The organism is Desulfobacula sp., assembly GCF_030611305.1.
GTDB lineage: Bacteria > Desulfobacterota > Desulfobacteria > Desulfobacterales > Desulfobacteraceae > Desulfobacula.
Genome location: NZ_JAUWQB010000030.1, coordinates 17,332 through 39,382 on the forward strand (window position 1 = coordinate 17,332; position 22,051 = coordinate 39,382).

Consider the following 22,051-nt stretch of genomic DNA (forward strand, 5'->3'; position numbering starts at 1 on the left):
TGCCTTTACAATATTTCAATCAATTTTTCTCCAAGGATATAAATGTCTCCGGCGCCCAGTGTCAGGACGATATCACCTTTTTTAACTTTATGGGTAATCATGGATAAGGCCTGGGTAAAATCAGGCGAATAGGAGACATCTTTATGTCCATGTTTTCTGATGCCTTCGCAGAGACATTGGGCACTAACTCCTTTAATTTCTTTTTCACTTGCAGCATAAATCGGGAGTATAATCAGGATATCGGATTGATAAAAAGACCGGGTGAATTCATGAAACAATCCTTGGGTCCTGGTGTACCTGTGGGGCTGGAATACAACAACCAGCCGCTTCTCCTTATAACTTTCCCTTATAGCTGTCAGTGTTGCCATGATTTCTGTCGGATGATGGCCGTAATCATCCATTATGGTGATCCCCTTTTTTTCTCCTTTGATTTCAACCCGCCTTTTTACGCCTTTAATTTGTTCCAGTGCTTTCTTAATTGTTTTAAAAGGTATGTTCAGCTCAATTCCTGTGGCAATCGAAGCAAGTGCATTGGAGACATTATGTTTTCCTGCAATATTGAGGTTGATTTCATCTAAGAGTTTCTCATGGTGAAAAACTTTAAAAAAACTTTTGCTTCCCATAAATGAGATATCCCTGGCTTGAAGATCAGATTGGGCTGTCATGCCAAATGTGGTATAGCGAACCTTTATCCTGGGAAGGATGTCCTGTACGTGCTCGTTATCAAGACAGAGAATGGCAAGGCCGTAAAAAGGAACCGAGTTGATAAACTGGACAAATTTATCTTTTATATCTTCAATGTCCTTGTAAAAATCCAGGTGTTCCAGATCAATATTTGTGACGGCTGCAATGGCAGGCGCATACTTCAGAAAAGAACCGTCGCTTTCGTCGGCTTCGGCAACAATATATTCCCCTTTGCCATGTAATGCATTGGTATCGAGCCCTGTGAGAAGCCCTCCAATGACCACGGTAGGGTCAAGTCCGGCCGTATTGAGGATTTGCGAAATCATGGCGGTGGTTGATGTTTTACCGTGGGCTCCGGATACCGCAATGGAATATTTGATCCGCATCAGTTCAGCCAGCATTTCAGCCCTCGGGATAATGGGAATAGACAGTTGTCTTGCATGAACCACTTCCGGATTTTCACGGGCGATAGCCGAAGAGGTGACCACCACGCTGGCCCCAACTATTTGTTCCTTGCTGTGGCCCTGGAAGATGATGCCGCCTTTTTTTTCCAGCCTTTTGGTAATATGGGAGAGCTTTAAGTCAGATCCGGACACTTTATATCCAAGATTTAAAAGAAGCTCTGCAATGCCGCTCATGCCGATGCCGCCGATTCCAACAAAATGGATATGGTAGTTTTTTTGATACATGGATTTAAGCCTTAATATCCTTTGTTTTTAAAATGCGGGTTGCTATTTTTTCATCGGCATTGGGCATGGCAAGGTGGTTTAGCATTTCTGCCATGTGGTTAAGCCTTTCTTTATTCCCGATCAGATCTTCCATGGTTTGTTTTAGTATCTGTCCTGTCAGTTCATTGTCTTTTATCATCACAGCAGCCCCCTGATCTTCAAGGGCCTTTGCATTAAAGGTCTGGTGGTCGTCGGCTGCATGGGGAAAGGGAACCAGAATGGCTGGCCGGCTCTTGATACAGAGTTCTGAAATAGTTCCCGCACCCGCTCTTGTGATGACAAGATCCGCCATATCCTGAAGCTGCGGCATGTTATGGAAAAAGGCTTTAGCCGTTGCTTTAATTTTCAGGCCTGAGTATTTTTCCCGGATGGCGGATTCATCATTGATGCCGGTCTGATGGATAATATTGAATCTGCCGGTATTACCCATTAATTCAAGAGCATCCATAAATGCAGTGTTGATACTGCGGGCACCCTGGCTTCCACCTGTGACAAGAATGGTAAATTTGTTTGGATAAAAATAGTTCAAATTAAGATTAGCCTCAGATTCGACGCTGTCTGTTTTCCGGACAGGGTTGCCGACATATTTTACTTTAGGGTTGTGGGCAAGTCCTTTTGTTTCTTTAAATGAGGTGAAAATGGTCTTGGCAAATCTTGATAACAGCCGGTTGGTTAACCCGGGGATGGCGTTCTGTTCCTGGATGGCGGTTGGAATTCTTAAAACCCAGGCAGCCAGCACAACGGCAAAGGATGAGAATCCTCCCACACCAAGGACAAAATCAGGTTTAAAACTTTTCATGATGATCATGGACTGTATCAGGGAAACCAGGATAATACTGATCGAAAAAACCTTAGTGATAATATTGCCGCCTTTAATCGGTTTTGAGAAAATACTTTTATGGGCATACCCGTATTTTTCAAGAGTTTTTGTTTCAAAGGGGGCATTGGTACCAACAAAAAGAATTTCTGTATTCTGGCTTGGCCGATCAAGGTTCTGGTCAAGGATCCGGTTAAGGGCCTGGGCAATGGCAATACCCGGGAACAGGTGTCCGCCTGTCTTTCCTCCGGCTATGATAATGTTAAATTGCTTATTCATAATCCTTGGATGCCCCGATATTCATTAAAATTCCCATGGCCGCCATATTGATCACAAGGGATGTTCCTCCATAACTGATAAACGGCAGGGTAAGCCCTTTTGTTGGTAGAACCCCTAAAGCAACCCCTGTGTTGATGATGACCTGAATCCCAATATAAATGGTAAGCCCTGCAGCAGTGATGGCGCCAAAAAGAGTCTTTGAGGTTTTGGCAATCCGGATGCCTTTTAATAATAAAATCAAATAGAGGGATAGAACCGTAAGCACACCAATCAGTCCCAGTTCTTCTCCAATGATTGAAAAAATAAAATCTGTGTGGGGTTCCGGAAGGTAGTGCATTTTCTGCATCCCAAGGCCAATGCCTTTTCCGAAAATACCGCCTGAACCAAAGGCTTTTAAGGAATGGGTGATCTGGTACCCGGTGTTATAGGGGTCATCCCAGGGATTTAAAAACGAAAGAATTCTTTCCAGCCGGTACTCAACCTTATAAACCGAAAAATAAATTACCGGGATCAGCAAGGGAGTCGGAGAAAGAAGATGGGTGATCTTAACCCCTGCAACAAACATCATCCCCCATGTGATCATCCCTAACACAACAATCGTTCCGAAATCAGGCTGGATAATGATCAAACAGGCAAACAGAGCAAAAATGAATGCATGGGGGAAAAAACCAATGGAAAAAACTTTTATCATATCCTGTTTTTTGGACAGGGAATATCCAAGGAAAATGATGAGTGCCAGTTTTGCAAATTCAGACGGTTGAAAGGTAAATCCGCCAAGATTCAGCCACCGGTGGGCACCGCCGGCCTTAATATTTAATGCTGGAAAGAGCACAGCCACAAGCAGTGCAATGGCAGCAAAAAGAATGATATAGGAAAAGTTTCTGTAAAGTTTATAGGGGAAAGAGGCTGCGACAAACATGACACACAGGCTGATACCCAAAAACAGGGCCTGTTTTTTCATATAGTAAAATGCCGTGTTGTGGTTTTCCATGCTGATGGACGAACTTGCTGAATAAACCATGATAATGCCGATCCCCGAAAGAAGAATAACAGGGAAAAGAATACTCTTTTCACTGAAAAAGGGATGTATGGTTTTTGTGGGTTCAGCCATTTTATTTTTTTCCAAGTGCGTTTACATGGGTTGTAAAATCATTACCCCTGTGGGCATAGCTGTCATACATGTCAAAGCTTGCACAGGCAGGGGAGAGAAGAACAATGTCATCCTTGTCAGCTAGATCAAAAGCCGTTTGAACGGCATCTTTCATGGTTTGTGCCTCTTTTGTCGGGCAGATGTTCTCAAAGGTGTCTTTGATGTGTGTTCTGGATTCTCCAATGGCAATAATGGTTTTGACACTCTTTGTTACATCATTGACAAGCAGGGAAAAATCAGTGCCTTTTCCCCTCCCTCCTAAAATCAGGATAATATTATTTTTAAAGTACTCAATGGCTCGAATAACCGCGTCCGTATTGGTTGCCTTTGAATCATTATAGAAAGAAATACTGTCAATGGTTTTGATGAACTCCATTCTGTGGGGAAGATTCTTAAAGGTTTTCAATCCCTTTAGAACATCATTTATATCTGCACCAAGGGCAAGGCAGGCAAGAACGGCAGCCGCAACATTCTCTTTGTTGTGAGTGCCGGTAAGCTCCTTGAATTGAGCTGTCTTTATCCTATGATTAAAATCCTGCACAGTAATTTCAATGTCTTTAGAGCTGATTTTAGCACTGCACTTCATCGGGGTGTCTGATGATGCTGAAAACGTAAAAATTGTTGATGGCAGTTTTGAAAATTTTTCGTCAAACCCTTTAATGGATTGATTCAGCACAGCTTTGTCAAAAGAGTTCTGGTTTTTAAAAATGCTCCATTTGGAATTTTCATATGCCTTGTAGTTTTCGTATCGGTCCAGATGGTCCTCTGAGATGTTTAAGAGTACGGCCACATCAGGTTTGAACTTTTTTGAAATATCCAGTTGGAAACTGGATACTTCAGCCACAATGACATCGGTTTTTTCTTTGGTCATTAAGTGATCAACCAGAGGTGTTCCGATATTTCCCCCGACAAAAGGATTCATTCTGCAGGCCTTTAACATGTCACCGATTAAAGTGGTTGTGGTAGTCTTGCCATTGGTGCCCGTAATGGCAATGATCGGCAGATCATTGTACCGGGTGAAAATATCCAGTTCACCGGTGATGCCAACCCCCAGGTTGAGTGCCGTCTTGATAAACTCATTGCTTAATGGGATTCCGGGACTTGGAATCATAACGCCGGCCCGGTTAAAGGTTTGCTGGTTGTGAAAACCGATTTCGGTTTTTATCCCAAGCGCATTGAGTTCTTTTGCAATATCAATCCTTGAGTTATCAATATCCGTGGCAATCACAGTTTCCCCTTTGGAGCGCAGGAACTTTGCCATGGAAATCCCTGATGCTCCCAGGCCAATGATCAGAAAATATGAAGGATTTTTTTCTTTCACATTCATTTACCTTATTTTCAGGGTACTCAATGATAATAACGCCAGGGTAATGGATATGATCCAGAACCGAACAATCACCTTTGATTCATGCCACCCTTTAAGCTCAAAATGATGGTGTAAGGGGGCCATCCGAAAGACTCTTTTTCCTTTTGTCAGTTTAAAATATGATACTTGAATGATGACGGATAAGGCTTCAATGACAAACAGCCCGCCAACAATAACTAAGAGAATTTCCTGTTTTGTAATGACAGCAATGGTTCCTAAAATGGCGCCCAAAGGAATAGATCCTGAATCTCCCATAAAAATCTGGGCCGGATGCGCATTAAACCATAGGAACCCTAATCCGGCACCTGCCAGGATTCCGCAGATGACGGCTATTTCACCGGCAGAGGCAATATGTCTGAGATGAAGATATTCAGCGATCTGGACATGGCCTGTAACATATGCAAAGAACATGTAGGTGACACTGGCAACGATATAGGGGCCGATGGCAAGTCCGTCAAGTCCGTCAGTCAGGTTTACTGCATTGGATGTGCCCACAATGACAAGACAGGCAAATGGGATGTACCAGATTCCTAAATCCGGGGAAATATCTTTAAAAAAAGGAATTGTCAGCGTTGAATTAAAGTCAGGACATTCATAGATCAACCAGCCGATAATCAGGGCAAACAATACCTGGATGAGAAATTTGCCTTTGGCAGAAAACCCCATATTCCTTTTTTTTATCTGCATGAGATAATCATCAACAAATCCGATAAAACCGAAAAGCATCAGGGTCAGAAGAAGAATGTTGACATAATGATTGGACAGGTTCCCCCAGATCACTGTGGTCACGAAAACAGAAAAAAGGATCAGGAGGCCGCCCATGGTTGGAGTACCTTGTTTGCCCAGGTGAGACTGCGGCCCATCAGTCTGGATGATTTGTCCGATTTGCATCTGAGTAAGTTTTTTGATGACAAAGGGTCCGAAAAGAAAACAGATTAAAAGGGCGGTGAGCCCTCCGTAAATCGATCTGAATGTAATATATCGAAATATATTCAAGAATGTGAAATCAACATGATATGGGTATAAAAATTCGTACAGCATTTTATGCCTTCGTTAATATTTGTTGAAGCTCGTGTATGACGGTTTCCATGGCCATACCTCTTGAACCTTTTACAAGAATCCAGGTGTCAGAATTTTTGCTTTCCAATACCTTTTGAGCAATTTCCTTTTTTGTACCGTGAAATATATTGTCTGCTGGAAAACCATTTTCAATCGCACCTTCTATGGTGTATTTAACCTGACTGCCGAACACGTATAATTTACAGATTCCCAAAAGAGCAACTTTTTGTCCGATCTGCCGATGAAGGGAGTCCGATTCTTTTCCCAGTTCCAGCATATCCCCGAGAACGGCAATGCTGTTTTTGACGCCGCTGACAGCGTGCAGCGTATTCAAGGCCTGGGTGACGGAAGCAGGATTTGCATTGTATGTGTCGTCGATAATACTGATAGAATCCGAAAGCCTGTAAATATTCATTCTTCCGGATACAGGGGAAAAGGCGTTGATCCCTTTTTTGATACCATCAGTACAGATTCCCGCTCTTGTGGCGGCAAGGATTGCAGCAAGGCAATTGTCAATCATAAAAAGGGCAGGGGAATTGATGGAAAAAACAGTCTCCATGTTTTTAACCTTTGCTGTAAATTCAATGGAAGTTGCAGAATTTTTAATTTTGGCAGATTGAATGTCTGAACCATTACTTGAACCAAAAAAAAGGAGTGTTTTAATAGTTTTTTTCTTTTTGGCTTTTGTTTCAAGGATATTACGTCTGGGATCATCAGCAAAGAGAATCGCAGTTCCGTTTTCCCGGACGCCGTCAAAAATTTCAGCCTTTGCTTTTGCCACATTATCTATACTGCCAAGTCCTTCAAGGTGAACACCTGCCGTATTGGTCACCATGGTAATATCGGGAAGTGCTATCTGGCTGAGTCTTGATATTTCACCCGGATGGTTCATACCCATTTCCACGATGGCCCATTCATGGGCGGCCGAAAGATTTAGAAGGGTTAACGGCAGTCCGATTTCATTATTAAAATTACCTTGGGTAGCATGGGTATGAAATTGGGTTTTAAAAATTTCTTCCGTAATTTTTCGTGTGGTTGTCTTTCCGCTGGAACCTGTAATGGCAAGCAGTTTGACATTTGATCGGAGTCTCTGATATCGGGCAAGCTGCCCTAAAGCGGTTAACGTGTTTCCGGTTTCAAAAATAATCAGACTTTTCTGGTCAATTTCTCTTTTCGTGTTCTCATCAAGCGTATCAACAAATCCTTTTTGAGTAACAAATCCTTTTATTCCTTTATCAATAAGGTCTTTAATAAAGGTGTGACCGTCAAAGTTTTCTCCTTTGAGGGCAAGAAAGATTTGGGTTTTAGTGGTTGTTCTTGAGTCTGTAGAGATCCCGGTAAAACTATGATCCTTTTCAGTCGTTGAAAAAACAGGATCACAGCCTAACGCCTTTGTAAGATCGTCTATTTCCCACCCAATGGGTTTGAACTGGTCTGAAAATTCAATCGCTGCTTTCTTAAGTTCTTCTTTGTCATCAAAATGAATGGTGCCTGCATTGGTGATCTGGTAAGTTTCGTGTCCCTTTCCGGCAGCGATAATAATGTCCCCTGGTTTTGAAATAAAAACAGCCTTTTTAAGGGCTTTCTTCCGATCAACCTCAACCAGATAGCCTTTTTTAAAAGGGGTTAACAAAAGATCATTTTCAGAAAGTTTATCAAACTCATCTATTCCTTCAAGGATATCATTTATGATGGAATCAGGATGTTCAGTTCTCGGGTTATCAGAGGTCACAATGGCAATGTCGCTGTGTTTGCAGGCAATCTGTCCCATTAACGGCCGTTTTGAGCGATCCCTGTCGCCACCGCACCCGAAAACTATAATGATCCTTTTAGGGGCTCTTAGTTTTAAAGTGACTAAAATGGTTTCAAGCGCATCAGGCGTATGGGCGTAATCGACGAACAAAAACCTGTTAATAGGCGTATCGATTTTTTCAAGGCGGCCCGGAATTGTGTGGCAGGCCTCAATGCCTTCTTTAATTTGCTCCGGGCCAATATTCAAAGCATGGGCAGCTCCCACAGCGCACAAGATGTTCTCCAAATTGAATTTACCCGTAAGTGATGATATCAGGTCGAATGAGCCACTGGGCAGACAAATGGTTCCCGACAATCCGTTAATATTATCTGTGACATCTTTTACAAAAACATCCGTTTTCTTTTTTGTGCTGACGGCAAGTGTTTTATAGTCAAGAGATGTGAAAAGGTCTTCTCCTTTCGAGTCATCAATATTCAGGATGGCAGGGGCATTGTTTTTTCCGTTTGGTCCGAGAAACCGAGTGAAAAATCTTTTTTTACAATTAAAGTATTCATCTATGGTTTTGTGATAGTCCATGTGATCCTGGGTCAGGTTCGTGAACACGCCCGCATCAAACCGGCAAAAATCCACCCTGTTAAGGTCAAGTCCATGGGAAGAGACTTCCATGATGACATGGGTAACACCGGCTTTGTTCATATCATAAAGGGTTCTTTGAAGATCGATGGAATCAGGTGTTGTCACAGGGTTGTCAAAAATCTGATTATTATATCGGATGTTGATGGTTCCAATGACACCGGTTGAAAATCCACAGGCCTTGAAAATCCTTTCCAGCAGCCATGTGGTTGTGGTCTTGCCATTGGTCCCGGTGATGCCGACAAGGGTCAGTTTTTTTGAAGGATTGCCATAAAAATTGGCTGCAATGGAGGCCATGGAAAGCCTTGTGTTTTCAACCAGAAGAACATGGTTCAAATTTTTTGGATTGGTTTCGGCAATAACGGCCATTGCCCCGTTTTGGAAGGCCTGTTCAATATAATCGTGGCCGTCAGCCATAAGTCCTTTAACAGCAATAAACAGCCCTCCGGGCTTGATATCCCTGGAGTTTGAAGCAATAGAGGAAATATCCGGATCATGGGTCATCCCTGTCGTTGAACAATCTTTGATCAGATCAGACAGCTTCAATTTTTTTCTCCGGTTGGCAATAGAGCAATCATTACTTTGTTTTTTTCAGGGGGTATATTTAAATAATTAAAGGATTCAGCCATAATGGTTTTAAAGGCGGGAGCCGCCACATCTCCGCCATAATATTGTTTTCTCGGCTCATCCACCACCACAAGAATTGCAAGTTCAGGATTATCCTCCGGTGCAAATCCGGCAAAAACCGAAATGTAGTTATTTTTTGAATAGCCCCTTTTGTTTTTTAAGGCTTTTTGTGCGGTTCCTGTTTTGCCGCAAACCGTATATCCATCCATAGCGGCTTTTGTACCGGTGCCTTCTTCTTCTACGACAAGGCTCATCATTTTTTTAACCTGTCGGGCACTTTTTTGGGAGATGACCCGCCGTATTGTTTCAGGGTGATACACTCTTAAGTCTTTTCCTTTATTGGATATAATTTTTTTTATCAGCATGGGTTTCATCAGGTTGCCGTTATTGGCAATCGCACTGATACCAGTGATAAGCTGCATGGCAGAAACAGAAATGCCCTGGCCAAAGGAGATGGCGCTGGTATCAATTCTAGACCATTTCCGGTAGGGTATCAGATTGCCGGATGTTTCTCCGGGAGATCCGACCTGGGTTTTGTCCCCAAACCCAAAATCGGTAAGATAATTGTACAAGACTTTATTCCCAAGTGTTCCAGCAATTTTTGAAGCGCCTATATTGCTTGAAAATTTGATAATCTGGTTAATGGAAAGCCAGTCATAGGGGTGGGTATCATGAATAGTAAATGTTCCGATTTTATAGGTGCCGTTTTCACAAAAAAAGATAGATTTAGGGGTAAACCCGGTTTCAAGCGCGGCTGCTGCTGTAAAGACCTTCATGGTAGATCCCGGCTCAAATGCATCTGTAATGGCACGGTTTCTGAAAGCTTCGTTGTCATATCCTTTGAAATTGTTTGGATTGAATTGCGGGAAATGTGCAATGGCAAGAAGCTCTCCGGTTTGGGGTCTCATCACCAGAGCAATCCCTGATTTTGCCCGATGGGCCGTTACGGTTCTTTCAAGGGTTTGTTCACTAAGAAATTGAATCTTTTTATCAATCGTCAGGACAATTGAATTTCCTTTTAGTTCAGCCCTCTTTTTTTTGTCAAGATCAAGAGTCCCTCCATTCCCATCCCGTTTAACCCTGATTTTCAAGGAACTGCCTTCCAGAACAGAATTATACTTAAACTCAAGGCCTTCAAGCCCGGAATCTTCAGCCCCTGTAAACCCGATGACTTGTGCCGCAAGGCCTCTATTGGGATAAAATCTTTTAGAATCATTTTCAAAATAAATACCCTTTAGATTCAATTGTCTGATTTGATTGGCCTGATCCGGTGAAACTCTTCTGGTCACCCAGGCGAACATGCGCTGAGATGAAAGAGTGTCTTGAAGTTTTTTTCGGTTAATATTCAGTATTTTTGAAAGTTTTTCAGCGGTGATGGCCGGGTCTTTTATTTTTGAAGGACAAGCAGTGATGGATATGGCATCAATGCTGGTTGCAAGTTTATTCATGCTTCTGTCCAGAATCTGCCCTCTTTCCCCTTTGATGGTGAGACGTCTGGAATAATCGCTTTCAGCTTTTTGTGTCAGCTCCCGGGCTTTGAAAATTTGGATGTCAAAGGATTTGGCTCCCATAAGAAAAATCGAGACAACAATCAGAACCTGAATCACAATAATTCTTTGTTTCAGTCTTTTGTTAAAATTCTTTGACATTAACCTTCTTCCCCCGACAGAGAAATCGGCAGATAAATAGTTTGATTCGCTGTGTCCGTTAAAAGGTTTAACCTGGTTTTTGCAATTCGAGTTATACGGTCGCCTGATTTCAGCCGGTCTCTTTCAACAGATAAGGCCTTGTGGTAAGATGTGTTTTCTACAAACGCTGCTTGTCCCTTGGATACCCGTAATATAGTCTGGGTGGATTCTGTCCTGACCCAGGTGTAAACCAAAAGCTCACAAAAGATGATAGAAATAATGACAAGCCAGCGAAAACTTGATTTTCGTGATGGTATTTTTTTGGGTATGTTGTTTTTAATCGCCATATATTAAACCTTTTGAGCCACCCTTAATTTGCTACTTCTTGCCATGGGATTGAGAGCTATTTCTTCTTTTGTGGGCACCAAAGGTTTCCTGAAAACCGATTTCATCTGCGGGACAAACCCGCACAAACAGAACGGAAGATCCTTCGGGCATGTACAGCCGTTTTCGAATTTTCGTAATGCCTGTTTTACAATTCGATCTTCAAGGGAATGGAAAGAGATAACACAAAGCCGTCCTTCCTTTAAAAGAAGGGAGGGTGCGGTTTTCATAAATTTTTCAAGCTGTTCCAGTTCCCTGTTTACCGCAATTCTTAGTGCCTGGAAAATTCTTGTTGCAGGATGAATGCGCTGACTATATACAAATTTTGCAGGGATGGCTTTTGTAATAGTTTGTGCAAGTTCAGAACTGGTATGAATGGGTGTAACCCTTCTTGTTTCCACTATCCTTTTTGCAATTCGTCTGGAAAATTTTTCTTCACCAAACTTAAAAAAAATATTTACCAACTCACTCTCAGGGAATGAATTGATAATCTCAAAGGCTGTCAGATCGTTTCGAATATCCATTCGCATATCCAATGGTTCATTCTTGTTAAAACTAAATCCGCGGTTGCCGTTTTTTAGTTGGTTCAGTGAAAAGCCTAAGTCAAGGAGTATTGAATTTACACCCGTTATTCCGTTAGAGTTCAGAATCTTTGGAAGATCAGAAAAATTGCTGTGAAACAATAACGCATTTTCTTTAAACGGATGTAAAATCTTTTTAGCATGATTAATGGCATCCGAATCCTGATCAATCCCGATCAGCATCCCATCCGGGAGAATTGCCTTGATTGTCGCAAGCGCATGACCTGCCCCACCCAGAGTACAATCCACACTAATGTTTCCGGGTTTAAGGTTCTGGTGCTCATGCACCTCTTGAGGCATTACAGACGTATGCTCAAATCCCATTCCTACAACCCTAGGGAGGCTATTTCTTCTCTTACTTCCTCTTTTTTGAGTTTCTGCTCCATTCTTTTGTTGACCTTGTCCCAGTGACCACGCGCCCAGATCTCAAAACGATCCAGGTTGCCCACAAGAACAATATCTTTTTCAAGGTTTGCATATTCTCTTAAACTTTTAGGGATCAGGATACGATCCTGCTTGTCACACATGCATTCACAGGAGTTGCCGAGGAAAAATCTTCTGAAATCTCCCATAACACTGCTTTTTGTTGATAAAATCCTGGTTTCAACTTTTTCCCATTCACTAAAAGCATAAGCGTATAAACAATCGTCCTTGTTTGAGACCATAACCCCGTAAATTTTATCCGCCTTCAGGATATTCCTGAACCTTGACGGGATAATTACCCGGCCTTTGGAATCAATTGTATGAAAGGAGCTTGATCGAAACACTTATTTAAGCCTCAGTTAAAAATTATTAACTCATCCACTTTCCACCACCATGATCCACACTTTTACGAAAAATAGTAGCTAAGTCAAGAAAAAAATAATTTTTTTTAATAAATTAATTATATAGCCTATAAATTAGGTAGATTTGAGATATAGTTAAAAATGGAGTGAAGTGGAGTTATCTCTTAATGAAGGGCATCAGATCATTGTAGAAATCTTTATTAAAAATTGATCCAGCTTTTTGGCAGAAACCTTTATGGTTGTCTTCAACTCCTGTGCAAACAAAGATATTTTGTACTCTTCCAGGAGCCAGAAAAACGCTTCAATATGCTGGGATTTTTCAGGCGAAGAGTTGTCAGAAAGGGAGGACAAAAGATTATTTAGGTGGTTGGTATATCCTGCCAGCTGCAACGCTTTCTTCTCTTCCTTTAAAGGATTGTCAACCGCTCTTTGGGCCCTGATGCTGATGCAGGCGACATATCGGTGAAGATCCCTGATTCTTTCAACCGTATAAAGATCGGTAAAATTTTGGGGTACAAGATTTTTCAGGTCTTTGAAAAGGGCGGTAATAATATTAAAACTTTTTTTCTTTTTCTGGTGCTGGAAGGATAATTTTTGGATGAGTTCAAAACAGGATTGATATTCTTTTCCAAGCCCGAGAATGATCTTAATAAATTCCTGCCCGGTATTGTACAGATGTTTCAATTTTTTTTGGGCATGAAGTTCAAATTCTTTTTTTGTTCTGATATTTTTGGCAAACGAGGTGGTGGTGATCAGGTTGAATAAAGAATGCTGAAATTTTGTCTGACCGTTAAAAAAAGGTGCGATCTGCTTTATCCCGGGATGAGCATTGATATCTTTTTTCAAGGCCTTGAAATCATCCGGATAACAGATTTGGAAAAGTTTTTTTATCCCTTGGGTATGGGAATTTTCAGCAGCCTGCTCTGACTTGAACAGTCTTAAGGATAAGACCTTGGCTTTGTTTTTCGGATCAGTTTCGATTTTCAGTCCGGGGTATCCTTTTTGCGTAAATTCTTTTTTCCGGGTTATGAGAATAAACGCTTCAAGGTTTTCAAAATCCCATTTTTTTATATTGGTTCTTTCATATTTTTTTTGGGCCAGGCGAAATTTATCTTTTTGAGGAAAGGATACTGCTGAAAATTCCTTCAAAACGGAATAGTCCCTTAAGGCTTTCATCTCCTTTCCTTTTTCATCCCTGATGGAGATTCTCATTTTCAAGTGGTCCGGCAGCTCTTTATCTGACCATTCGGTGGCGGGAATGATAAGATCAAACCGGTTTTGAATAAAAGAAGAGAGCAGTGAGAACAAGGGTTTGTCTTTTTTTGGCATTTCCCTGGCAAGAATGGCGGCTTTTTCGGATACCGGTGCCAGTTTTATCCGGTATTTTTTTGGAAGGGCTTTTATCAGGGCAGCAACTTTTTCTTCAAACAGGCCTGGCACCAGTCTGTCCACGTTGTTTTTTGAGACAAGCAGGGTTGAGGAGGCCGGGACTTTTATGGTGACCCCATCTTTTTTAGATCCCGGATTGAATTCATATTCAAGCTTGAATTTGCCCTGCTCCATTGTCAGAGTATCGGGAAACAAAGATAATGCATGATCATCAATGGAAGATTTTTGAAGGTCTTCCAGGGTCATTTTCAAGAAATCCTGGTTTTCCCGGTCTTTAATAAATTTGGAAAATGTTCTGATATTATGAAAAGGTTTTGGAAGCCTTGACTGGTAAAAAAGATATATATCCTGTTCAGATGCCAGAATATCCTTTTTCCGGGTTTTATGCTCAAGGGCTTCAAGCTCATCAATCAGCTGCCGGTTATGGGTCATAAATTCAAATTTCTGATGAATTTCTCCCTGGACCAAAGCATGGCGGATAAATATTTCTCCGGATTCCTCGGGATTTACCTTGCCATAGGCAATACTGCGGTTGTTGACAATAATCAGTCCGAACAGGGAAACTTGTTCTTTTGCAATGACTTCTCCCCACTTTTTTTCCCAGTGCGGTTCTGAGTATATAGAGGTGCAAAGGTCTTCTCCGATTTGTTCCAGCCATTCAGGATCAATATTGGCCACAGATCTGGCAAAAAGCTGGCTCGTTTTAACAAATTCTGCTGCCACAATCCAGTTTCCGGCAGCGCCAAAAAGACCGGACCCGGGAAATATCATTGCCTGCTGTCCTTTGGCTGCATTGAAGATATTTTTTTCCTTTTTATGGGCAATATTGGCAAGATAGCCTGATAAAATGGCTTTATGCAACGCAATATACAAGGGCCCGCCAATGTCAAACTCTTTGGCCTTCATCCCTTTGGTTCCGGTTTGAGAGAGGATCTTTTTTTCCCCCTTAATATGATGTTCTTTTAAGATCCTGGTAACCTGCCTGTGGATGTCGTTCCATTCCCTCAGGCGCTTGAAAGATAGGAAATGGTCCCGGCAGTATTTTTTGAGTTTGGAACGCGAGCCTAATTTTTTTTCAGCTGCCTTAACTGCATTCCAGATATTTAGAATGGTAACAAAGTCAGAACTCGGATCCTTGAACAGCGCATGCTTTTGATCGGCTGCCTGGGTTTTGTCAGCCGGTCTTTGCCGTGGATCTGAAATGGCAAGGGCCGTCGTAATAATGGCAGCCTCTTTTAAGCATCCGTTCCTGTCGGCTTCTATCAGAATCCTGGATAATTTGGGATCAATAGGCAGTTTTGCCATGATCCGGCCGATCTTTGTGAGGGTGTATACTTTTTTCTTTGTCTGTCTGTTGCCGGGCTTTTTTTCTTTAATAGCAGAAAGTTCAATCAGGGTGTCAAATCCGTCCTTAATACTTTTAGGCGCGGGTGCATCAATGAACGGAAAGGTTGTGACATCCCCCAGGTTCAAGGAGATCATCCTTAATATGACTTCAGCAAGATTGCTTCTTAAGATTTCAGGGGAGGTAAAAAAGGGCCTTGCCCCAAAATCATCTTCATCAAACAGCCTGATGCAAACTCCGTTTTCAACCCTGCCGCACCGGCCTAGTCTCTGGTTGGCGGAGGACTGGGAAATGGGGCTGACCGGAAGTGCTGTGGTTCTTGTCCGGGGTGAATAGCTGGGAATCCTTGCAAGCCCTGTATCCACTACATATTTAATCCCGGGTATGGTCAAGGAGGTCTCGGCCACATTGGTTGCGACAATAATTTTTTTCCCCGCCTGCCGTGAAAAAATTTTTGACTGCTCTTTAGCTGAAAGTCTGGCAAAAAGAGGCAGAACTATAATCCCTGGATGATGTTTGCCCCGGATCAGTTCCATGGTTTCTCCGATATCCTGTTCCGTGGGCATAAATACCAGAATATCACCTGATCCGGATTGGGAAAGAAGAAAGTCTACAGCATCGGCTGCTGCTTCAACATACCCCTGGTCTTCAATGGTCCCATTTTCATCCTCTTTATTTAAAAAGGGCATATAGATAGTCTCAACCGGGTACATTCGTCCTGTGACTTCAATGATAGGCGCATTGTCAAAAGCTTTGGAAAATTTCTGCGTATCAATGGTGGCAGATGTGATAATCAGTTTGAGATCTTTTCTTTTTTTAACCAGGTTTTTTAGAAGACCTAAGGTAAAGTCAATATTCAGACTTCTTTCGTGGGCCTCATCTATAATAATGGTATCATATTTATTTAAGAATCTGTCGGTCTGGGTTTCAGCAAGCAGGATGCCGTCGGTCATCATTTTGATATACGCATGATCAGAGGTTTTATCATCAAATCTGATTTTATATCCAACCGATTGACCAATGCTCTCATTGAGTTCCTCGGCAATTCTTCTGGCAACATTGATGGCTGCGATGCGTCTTGGCTGAGTACAGCCGATCAGTCCTTTAATTCCCTGTCCTGCCGCAAGGCAGAATTTTGGAATCTGGGTGGTTTTCCCGGACCCGGTTTCCCCTGATATAATCACAACCGAGTTTTTTTTGATGGCCCCAATGATTTCATCTTTTTTATGGGTAATGGGCAGATCAGGATTAAAGGTTATATTGGAAGGTTTGTGTAAAAGCCTCGCCTGTATCTTTTTTAGTTTATTCATGGCCTTTGAATAGTAGCTTATAGTTCCAAAATGTCAAATTTTGAATTGTGGTTTTAAAATATGGTTGACATGAATCGTGGAATAAGAGACAAAGAACATTGTTTAAAAAAAATGGAGATATACAATACTAGAATGAAAGTACTTTAATTTTAAATAGATAGGGGGAATGATAGCATGGGAGATATTGCTATTAAAATCGGAAACGCAAGAAAGAGCGTTTTTAAAGATAAGGTAATGAAGCTTCTGCCTGATGGCGGGAATTTGAATGCATGCCTGACATGCGGTGCATGTGCATCAGGTTGCCCTGCAACCGGTCTTGAAGGAATGGATCCAAGAAAGTTCCTGAGAATGGCAGCACTTGGAATGGATGAAGAAATACTGAGCTCAAATTGGGTATGGATGTGTACCATGTGTATGCGATGTATTTATGTCTGTCCCATGGAAATTAATATTCCTCAGCTTGTATTCAATGCAAGAGCACAATGGCCAAGAGAAGAAAGACCCAAAGGTATCAGAGGCTCCTGTGACATGGCACTAAAAAACGACACCTGCTCAGCCATGGGTGCCAATGAAGAAGATTTTCAATTTGTTGTGGAAGATGTTCTTGAAGAGTACCAGGAATCGCAGCCTGAGTTTGCCCAGATGAAAGCAGATGTAAACAGGGAAGGCGCTTATTACTTTTTAAATCAGAACTCAAGAGAACCGGTAACAGAACCCGATGAAATGGTCCCGTTGTGGAAAATTCTGAACCTTGCAGGCGCAGACTGGACCTATGGTACAAAAGGCTGGGCTGCTGAAAATTATTGCATGTTTCTGGCTGAAAATGAATCCTGGGAAAAAATTATTCGGACAAAGGTCAAAGCAGTGGAGGATCTGGGCTGTAAAGTCTGGCTCAACACCGAGTGAGGGCACGAACTTTTTGCAGTCCTGGCAGGACTGAAAAAATTTAATATCCCTTACAACTTTGAAATTAAAAGTATTATTCAACTCTATGCAGAGTGGATCAGAGAAGGTAAACTTAAACCATCTTCAGACTGGAATAAAGATAGAAAAATCAAGTTCACACTTCAGGATCCTTGTCAGCTGGTGAGGAAAACACTTGGTGATCCGGTTGCAGAAGATATGAGATACGTTGTCAAGAAAGTTGTTGGTGAAGAAAATTTTATTGACATGACACCCAATAAATCCAACAATTTTTGCTGTGGCGGCGGAGGTGGATTCCTCCAGTCCGGTTTCCAGGAACAAAGACGGGCGTATGGGCAGACCAAGGCCAACCAGATCCTTGCAACAAAAGCTGCCTATTGCATCACGCCATGCCATAATTGTCATGCCCAGGTGCATGATATGGCCGATGTCAATGACCATGCATGGGAAACCGTTCATCTCTGGACACTCTTAAACCTTTCCCTGGGTATATTGGGCCCCAATGAAAGGGAATATCTTGGTGAAGATTTAAAAGAAGTGGATGTGTTTCATCCGGAATCTGCCATGTAATTTATATATTTTAAATGTTAAGATCAAACCGGCCTTGTACGGCAAGTAATTTGCTGTACAAGGCTTTTTTTTATGAGCCATATTTTTTAAATATGAAAAAAGATATTTGAGTCTTTTAACTGATTGCCTAAGGGGGGTAATTGTGATATGAAAATTTGATTATGACTCAGATTATCAGTGTAGCAAACCAGAAAGGGGGCGTTGGTAAAACAACGACCTCAGTAAATCTTTCATCTGCTCTTGCCAAACTCGGAAAAAAAGTACTGCTTATTGATTGTGATTCCCAGGCAAACGCAACAACAGGTATGGGAATTGATAAGCCCTCTCTTGAATATTCTCTGTATCACGGGCTTATTGGTGAGGCAGGTATTGATGACATTATTTGTCCCACAATGTTACCCAAACTGATGATGATTCCGGCCAATATTGATCTCATCGGATTTGAAATAGAGATGGTGCCTGACAAGAACAGGGAAAAGAAGCTTAAATATCTTCTGGAGCCGATAAAAGAAAGGTATGATTATATTATCATTGATTGTCCGCCGGCGTTAAGTTTGTTGACATTGAATGCACTTACAGCTTCGGATGCCGTTTTGATACCCCTTCAAAGCGAATTTTATGCCCTTGAAGGCCTGGGGCAGCTGCTGGATACCATAAAACGAGTCAAGGCATCTTTTAATCCCGGGTTGAAGATCAAAGGTATTCTTTTTACCATGTATGATAAAAGAACAAACCTTGCTAAACATGTCGTTGCAGATGCGAAAAAATATTTCAATGATATGGTTTTTAAAACAAAGATACCGCGTAATGTAAAGCTTGGAGAGGCACCAAGCTTTGGATTGCCGGTAACATTATATGATAAACATTCACAAGGATCAAAAAGCTATATTGCTTTTGCAAGGGAACTTCTAACCCGGAGGTCACACGTAAAAAGATGACAAAAAAGAAAAAGAAAAACACCGGACTGGGACGGGGACTTTCAGCACTGATTCCTGATTTTGAATTTTCTGAGAGCAGTCCCGATTTTCTCATGTGTCCCATTGGGGATATTGCACCTAACAGATATCAGCCCAGAACTGTATTCAGCCGGGAAGAACTTGACAGATTAAAGGAATCTATTGCACAACAGGGTGTTTTGCAGCCTTTATTGGTAAGGCACCGTGATGATTCCTATGAATTGATAGCAGGAGAGAGAAGACTTCGTGCTGCCAGAGAAGCCAGTTTGACCCATGTACCGGTGTTTGTAAAAGACTTAACCGATGAACAGGTTTTAGAAGTTTCCATTATCGAGAATATTCAAAGGGAAGATCTAAATGTTCTTGAAGAGGCAGAGGCTTATTACCGATTGATTCATGAGTTTAGTTATACTCAGGAAAAAGTGGCGAAAAAAATTGGGAAGAACCGTTCTACCATCGCAAATCTGATTCGTCTCAGAAGCCTTCCCCAGGTGATTAAAGACAGCCTGATTGCGGAAAAAATATCCATGGGACATGCAAGAACCCTTTTAGGGGCCGGTTCCCAGGAAAATCAAATCTATCTTTTTGAAATAGTCCTTGAAAAAGGATTATCTGTAAGGCAGACGGAAAAACTTGTCAACAACGCCAAAAAAGAACCCAAAAAATTTCAGAAAAAAATATCTGCTGTGGAAAAACAATTTCTTGATGAAACCTGTTCCTTTCTTTCCAATCATATTCAATCCACCGTCAAAATTAAAAAGAACGGGGATAAAGGTAAAATAGAAATCAATTTTAAATCAAAAACAGAGTTTCAACGCCTGGTCGATCTTTTGACTAATCTTTCATGAAAATAGTTGTCGCGAAAACCGCTGGATTTTGTATGGGAGTCCGGCGTGCTGTGGATATGGTGTTGGATGCATCCAATTTGTCTTCTGAGTTGATTTATACCTACGGTCCTTTGATTCATAATCCCCAGGTCCTGAAAATGCTTGAAGAAAAAAAAATTTTCAGGATTGATGAAATCCCGGAAACAGGGAGTGGTATTGTCTTAATCCGGGCTCATGGCGTTCCGCCGGAAGATGAAAAAGCCCTTAAGGATGCCGGCTTTACTGTGATAGATGCGACATGCCCCAGGGTGGTAAGGGTCCAGGCGATTATTAATAAGTATGCCCAAAAAGGGTATTCAACTATTATTATCGGGGATCAAAAACACCCGGAAGTCGTGGGCCTTTTAGGCTATGCAAAGGGAAACGGGCATACCATCACATCCATGGATCAGCTTTGTGCACTGCCTGAGTTTGAAAATGCTGTTGTGGTAGCTCAAACCACCCAGGACACTGTTTTTTATAATGAAATAAAGGCATGGTGTAAAATCAATGCGCCTCATTATCAGATATTTGATACCATTTGCGGCTCCACTGAGAAGCGGCAGACCGAAATCCGAATGCTTGCCAGGGAAAATGATGCGGTTATTGTTGTCGGCGGGAAACAAAGCGGAAACACAAAACGGCTGGCACAGATCGCGTCCCGGACAGGGAAACTCACAGTCCATATTGAGGATATTTCTCAAATTGATTATGGGAAATTGTCATCAGCCAGGTCTGTCGCGATAACAGCCGGGGCTTCCACACCAAACTGGATCATTAATGATGCATACGATCAAATAGAAAGCAACCTTCAACGCCAGCATCCTGCCCAGGCACTTTTATTTTTAATCCGGGATTTCTTATTGAAAACCAATATAATGACCGCAGCAGGCGCGGGTTTTTTGACTTATGCGTGTTCTGTGCTTCAAGGGATTACTCAAAATTTGCAACATGCCATGATAGCCATGTTGTATGTACTTTCAATGCAGATACTGAATAATTTATTCACCATTAAGCCGGATAAATATAATCATCCCCAAAGGGCACTTTTTTATAAGAAAAATCGAGCGTATCTGTTGTTTTTTGCTGTTTTATCAGGCGCATCAGGTCTTTATCTCAGCTTTATCACCACCGGGGTATTGTCTTTTTTTATTCTGTCTGTCATGAGCCTTTTGGGATTGTCATACAATTTAAAAATCATCCCTTTTATGTCAAAAAAAGGACAATTCGCACGATTAAAGGATATCCCCGGCTCAAAAACCATTCTGATTACCATTGCCTGGGGAACAGTGACCTGTCTTTTGCCGGCAGTGGCAAATCAAAGTGAGTTGCTGTCTGTTGCAATGGTATTCTTATTTGCTACAGGCTTGGTATTTGCGAGGACAGCCTTTTTTGATATTCTTGCCATTCAGGGTGACAGAATCACCGGAAAAGAAACCCTTCCTATCCTTTTAGGGGAAAAACGAAGTTTTGAAATCATACAATATATTTTAATTGCTGATATGGGTATTATCCTTTTGACATTTTTTACCGATATATTGGTAAAAAAAGCGTTCTTTTTTGCTTTCATTCCCTTTATTATGTTTTTGTTAATAAAGTTTTTTCAAAAAGACAGCCTTATACCAGGTGCGCATCGGGAATTTTTTATTGAATTTTTATTTATTTTCACCGGATTGTTGGCGGCTGTAATTACATAGGGTAAATCCCTGAATTTTAGCTAATAAGACTGTTGGTGTTCAGCAGTCAAGATCAAACAGGTACTTGAACTTTTGAAGATAGCCTTCTATGGAAAGGGGCAGCACATATGTAAACACGTCCAGTAGAATAATCGCATTAACGGCGGAATCTGTTTTGCTCGCAGCCTTCAACCGTTCGGCGATTGCCATATTGACTATGTGCATATCGTCATATATTTTTATGAGTTCCTTTAAATCAAAATCTGTAGGTTTCCCTTCATTTTTCAGGAAATATTGCTTGAGCAGATACATGGATGCCGCACGACTGATGGTTTCTTCTTCATCAGCCAGTGGAAGGTGGAACCGTGCCATGGATTTAAAAAATCTTGTGCGCGGGCAGCCGCTGGTGGCAATCACCAGGCCCATCAGCGAACTGATCCCTTTTTGAATTGTTGTGTCCTGGGTGATGGTCCTGTTTTTCATAATCACCTTGACCCGGATCTGGTGGTAGGAACAAAGAATATCAAGATGCTTGATAATA

Annotated in this window: 16 protein-coding genes; 4 read left to right on the plus strand and 12 right to left on the minus strand. The window is 41.7% G+C overall.

Annotated features, from left to right (window positions below):
- Window positions 1-5 precede the first annotated feature (5 nt).
- The 11 genes from murC to hrpA form a co-directional block, all read right to left on the minus strand.
- Window positions 6-1,373 (minus strand): UDP-N-acetylmuramate--L-alanine ligase, encoded by a 1,368-nt coding sequence (gene murC / locus QAI40_RS07840; RefSeq protein ID WP_299980144.1) that lies wholly within the window; start codon window positions 1,371-1,373, stop codon window positions 6-8.
- 4 nt (window positions 1,374-1,377) lie between these two features.
- Window positions 1,378-2,508: an undecaprenyldiphospho-muramoylpentapeptide beta-N-acetylglucosaminyltransferase gene (gene murG, locus QAI40_RS07845; RefSeq protein ID WP_299980147.1), complete on the minus strand. Its 1,131-nt coding sequence runs from the start codon at window positions 2,506-2,508 to the stop codon at window positions 1,378-1,380.
- Window positions 2,501-3,619, minus strand: a complete 1,119-nt coding sequence (ftsW, locus tag QAI40_RS07850) for a putative lipid II flippase FtsW (RefSeq protein WP_299980150.1) — start codon at window positions 3,617-3,619, stop codon at window positions 2,501-2,503. The genes murG and ftsW overlap by 8 nt, the downstream gene beginning before the upstream one ends.
- Before the next feature lies 1 nt (window position 3,620).
- The gene (murD, locus tag QAI40_RS07855) at window positions 3,621-4,985 is read right to left on the minus strand and encodes a UDP-N-acetylmuramoyl-L-alanine--D-glutamate ligase (RefSeq protein WP_442875365.1); all 1,365 of its coding nucleotides are present in this window, start codon (window positions 4,983-4,985) and stop codon (window positions 3,621-3,623) included.
- The gene (gene mraY / locus QAI40_RS07860) at window positions 4,986-6,065 is read right to left on the minus strand and encodes a phospho-N-acetylmuramoyl-pentapeptide-transferase (RefSeq protein WP_304511542.1); all 1,080 of its coding nucleotides are present in this window, start codon (window positions 6,063-6,065) and stop codon (window positions 4,986-4,988) included.
- 1 nt (window position 6,066) lies between these two features.
- Window positions 6,067-9,015: a UDP-N-acetylmuramoyl-L-alanyl-D-glutamate--2,6-diaminopimelate ligase gene (locus tag QAI40_RS07865; protein ID WP_299980159.1), complete on the minus strand. Its 2,949-nt coding sequence runs from the start codon at window positions 9,013-9,015 to the stop codon at window positions 6,067-6,069.
- Complete coding sequence (locus QAI40_RS07870; protein ID WP_299980162.1) at window positions 9,012-10,745, minus strand: peptidoglycan D,D-transpeptidase FtsI family protein; 1,734 nt, start codon at window positions 10,743-10,745, stop codon at window positions 9,012-9,014. Before QAI40_RS07870 ends, QAI40_RS07865 begins: the two co-directional genes overlap by 4 nt.
- Window positions 10,745-11,071 carry a hypothetical protein gene (locus tag QAI40_RS07875; RefSeq protein WP_299980165.1) on the minus strand — a complete coding sequence of 109 codons (327 nt, stop codon included), beginning with the start codon at window positions 11,069-11,071 and terminating at the stop codon, window positions 10,745-10,747. The genes QAI40_RS07870 and QAI40_RS07875 overlap by 1 nt, the downstream gene beginning before the upstream one ends.
- A 3-nt stretch (window positions 11,072-11,074) precedes the next feature.
- Complete coding sequence (gene rsmH / locus QAI40_RS07880) at window positions 11,075-12,013, minus strand: 16S rRNA (cytosine(1402)-N(4))-methyltransferase RsmH (RefSeq protein WP_299980168.1); 939 nt, start codon at window positions 12,011-12,013, stop codon at window positions 11,075-11,077.
- A 2-nt stretch (window positions 12,014-12,015) separates the two neighbouring features.
- Window positions 12,016-12,456 (minus strand): division/cell wall cluster transcriptional repressor MraZ, encoded by a 441-nt coding sequence (gene mraZ / locus QAI40_RS07885; protein ID WP_299980170.1) that lies wholly within the window; start codon window positions 12,454-12,456, stop codon window positions 12,016-12,018.
- 195 nt (window positions 12,457-12,651) lie between these two features.
- Window positions 12,652-16,518, minus strand: a complete 3,867-nt coding sequence (hrpA, locus tag QAI40_RS07890) for an ATP-dependent RNA helicase HrpA (protein WP_299980173.1) — start codon at window positions 16,516-16,518, stop codon at window positions 12,652-12,654.
- Window positions 16,519-16,692: 174 nt separating this feature from the next.
- Here hrpA and QAI40_RS07895 point away from each other — a divergent pair, with 174 nt between their 5' ends.
- The 4 genes from QAI40_RS07895 (at window position 16,693) to ispH (ending at window position 21,531) form a co-directional block, all read left to right on the plus strand.
- A complete protein-coding gene (locus tag QAI40_RS07895) occupies window positions 16,693-18,012 on the plus strand; it encodes a (Fe-S)-binding protein (protein ID WP_299980176.1) in 1,320 nt (439 codons plus the stop codon).
- A gap of 161 nt (window positions 18,013-18,173) precedes the next feature.
- Window positions 18,174-18,950, plus strand: a complete 777-nt coding sequence (locus QAI40_RS07900; RefSeq protein WP_299980179.1) for a ParA family protein — start codon at window positions 18,174-18,176, stop codon at window positions 18,948-18,950.
- Entirely contained in the window at window positions 18,947-19,816 is an 870-nt protein-coding gene (locus tag QAI40_RS07905) for a ParB/RepB/Spo0J family partition protein (protein ID WP_299980182.1), read from the plus strand. Before QAI40_RS07900 ends, QAI40_RS07905 begins: the two co-directional genes overlap by 4 nt.
- Window positions 19,813-21,531 (plus strand): 4-hydroxy-3-methylbut-2-enyl diphosphate reductase, encoded by a 1,719-nt coding sequence (gene ispH, locus QAI40_RS07910; RefSeq protein WP_299980185.1) that lies wholly within the window; start codon window positions 19,813-19,815, stop codon window positions 21,529-21,531. The genes QAI40_RS07905 and ispH overlap by 4 nt, the downstream gene beginning before the upstream one ends.
- Before the next feature lie 39 nt (window positions 21,532-21,570).
- On the opposite strand, the gene QAI40_RS07915 is transcribed toward ispH, so the two are convergent.
- The coding region (locus tag QAI40_RS07915) for a DUF6901 family protein (protein ID WP_304511543.1) at window positions 21,571-22,051 on the minus strand (481 nt) is incomplete at its 5' end.

What these genes read in the sequence shown, in the direction of transcription:
- murC (WP_299980144.1), bottom strand. Translation starts at nt 1,373, where the DNA reads ATGTATCAAAAAAACTACCATATCCATTTTGTTGGAATCGGCGGCATC.
- murG (WP_299980147.1), bottom strand. Translation starts at nt 2,508, where the DNA reads ATGAATAAGCAATTTAACATTATCATAGCCGGAGGAAAGACAGGCGGA.
- ftsW (WP_299980150.1), bottom strand. Translation starts at nt 3,619, where the DNA reads ATGGCTGAACCCACAAAAACCATACATCCCTTTTTCAGTGAAAAGAGT.
- murD (WP_442875365.1), bottom strand. Translation starts at nt 4,985, where the DNA reads ATGAATGTGAAAGAAAAAAATCCTTCATATTTTCTGATCATTGGCCTG.
- mraY (WP_304511542.1), bottom strand. Translation starts at nt 6,065, where the DNA reads ATGCTGTACGAATTTTTATACCCATATCATGTTGATTTCACATTCTTG.
- QAI40_RS07870 (WP_299980162.1), bottom strand. Translation starts at nt 10,745, where the DNA reads ATGTCAAAGAATTTTAACAAAAGACTGAAACAAAGAATTATTGTGATT.
- QAI40_RS07875 (WP_299980165.1), bottom strand. Translation starts at nt 11,071, where the DNA reads ATGGCGATTAAAAACAACATACCCAAAAAAATACCATCACGAAAATCA.
- rsmH (WP_299980168.1), bottom strand. Translation starts at nt 12,013, where the DNA reads ATGGGATTTGAGCATACGTCTGTAATGCCTCAAGAGGTGCATGAGCAC.
- hrpA (WP_299980173.1), bottom strand. Translation starts at nt 16,518, where the DNA reads ATGAATAAACTAAAAAAGATACAGGCGAGGCTTTTACACAAACCTTCC.
- QAI40_RS07900 (WP_299980179.1), top strand. Translation starts at nt 18,174, where the DNA reads ATGACTCAGATTATCAGTGTAGCAAACCAGAAAGGGGGCGTTGGTAAA.
- QAI40_RS07905 (WP_299980182.1), top strand. Translation starts at nt 18,947, where the DNA reads ATGACAAAAAAGAAAAAGAAAAACACCGGACTGGGACGGGGACTTTCA.
- ispH (WP_299980185.1), top strand. Translation starts at nt 19,813, where the DNA reads ATGAAAATAGTTGTCGCGAAAACCGCTGGATTTTGTATGGGAGTCCGG.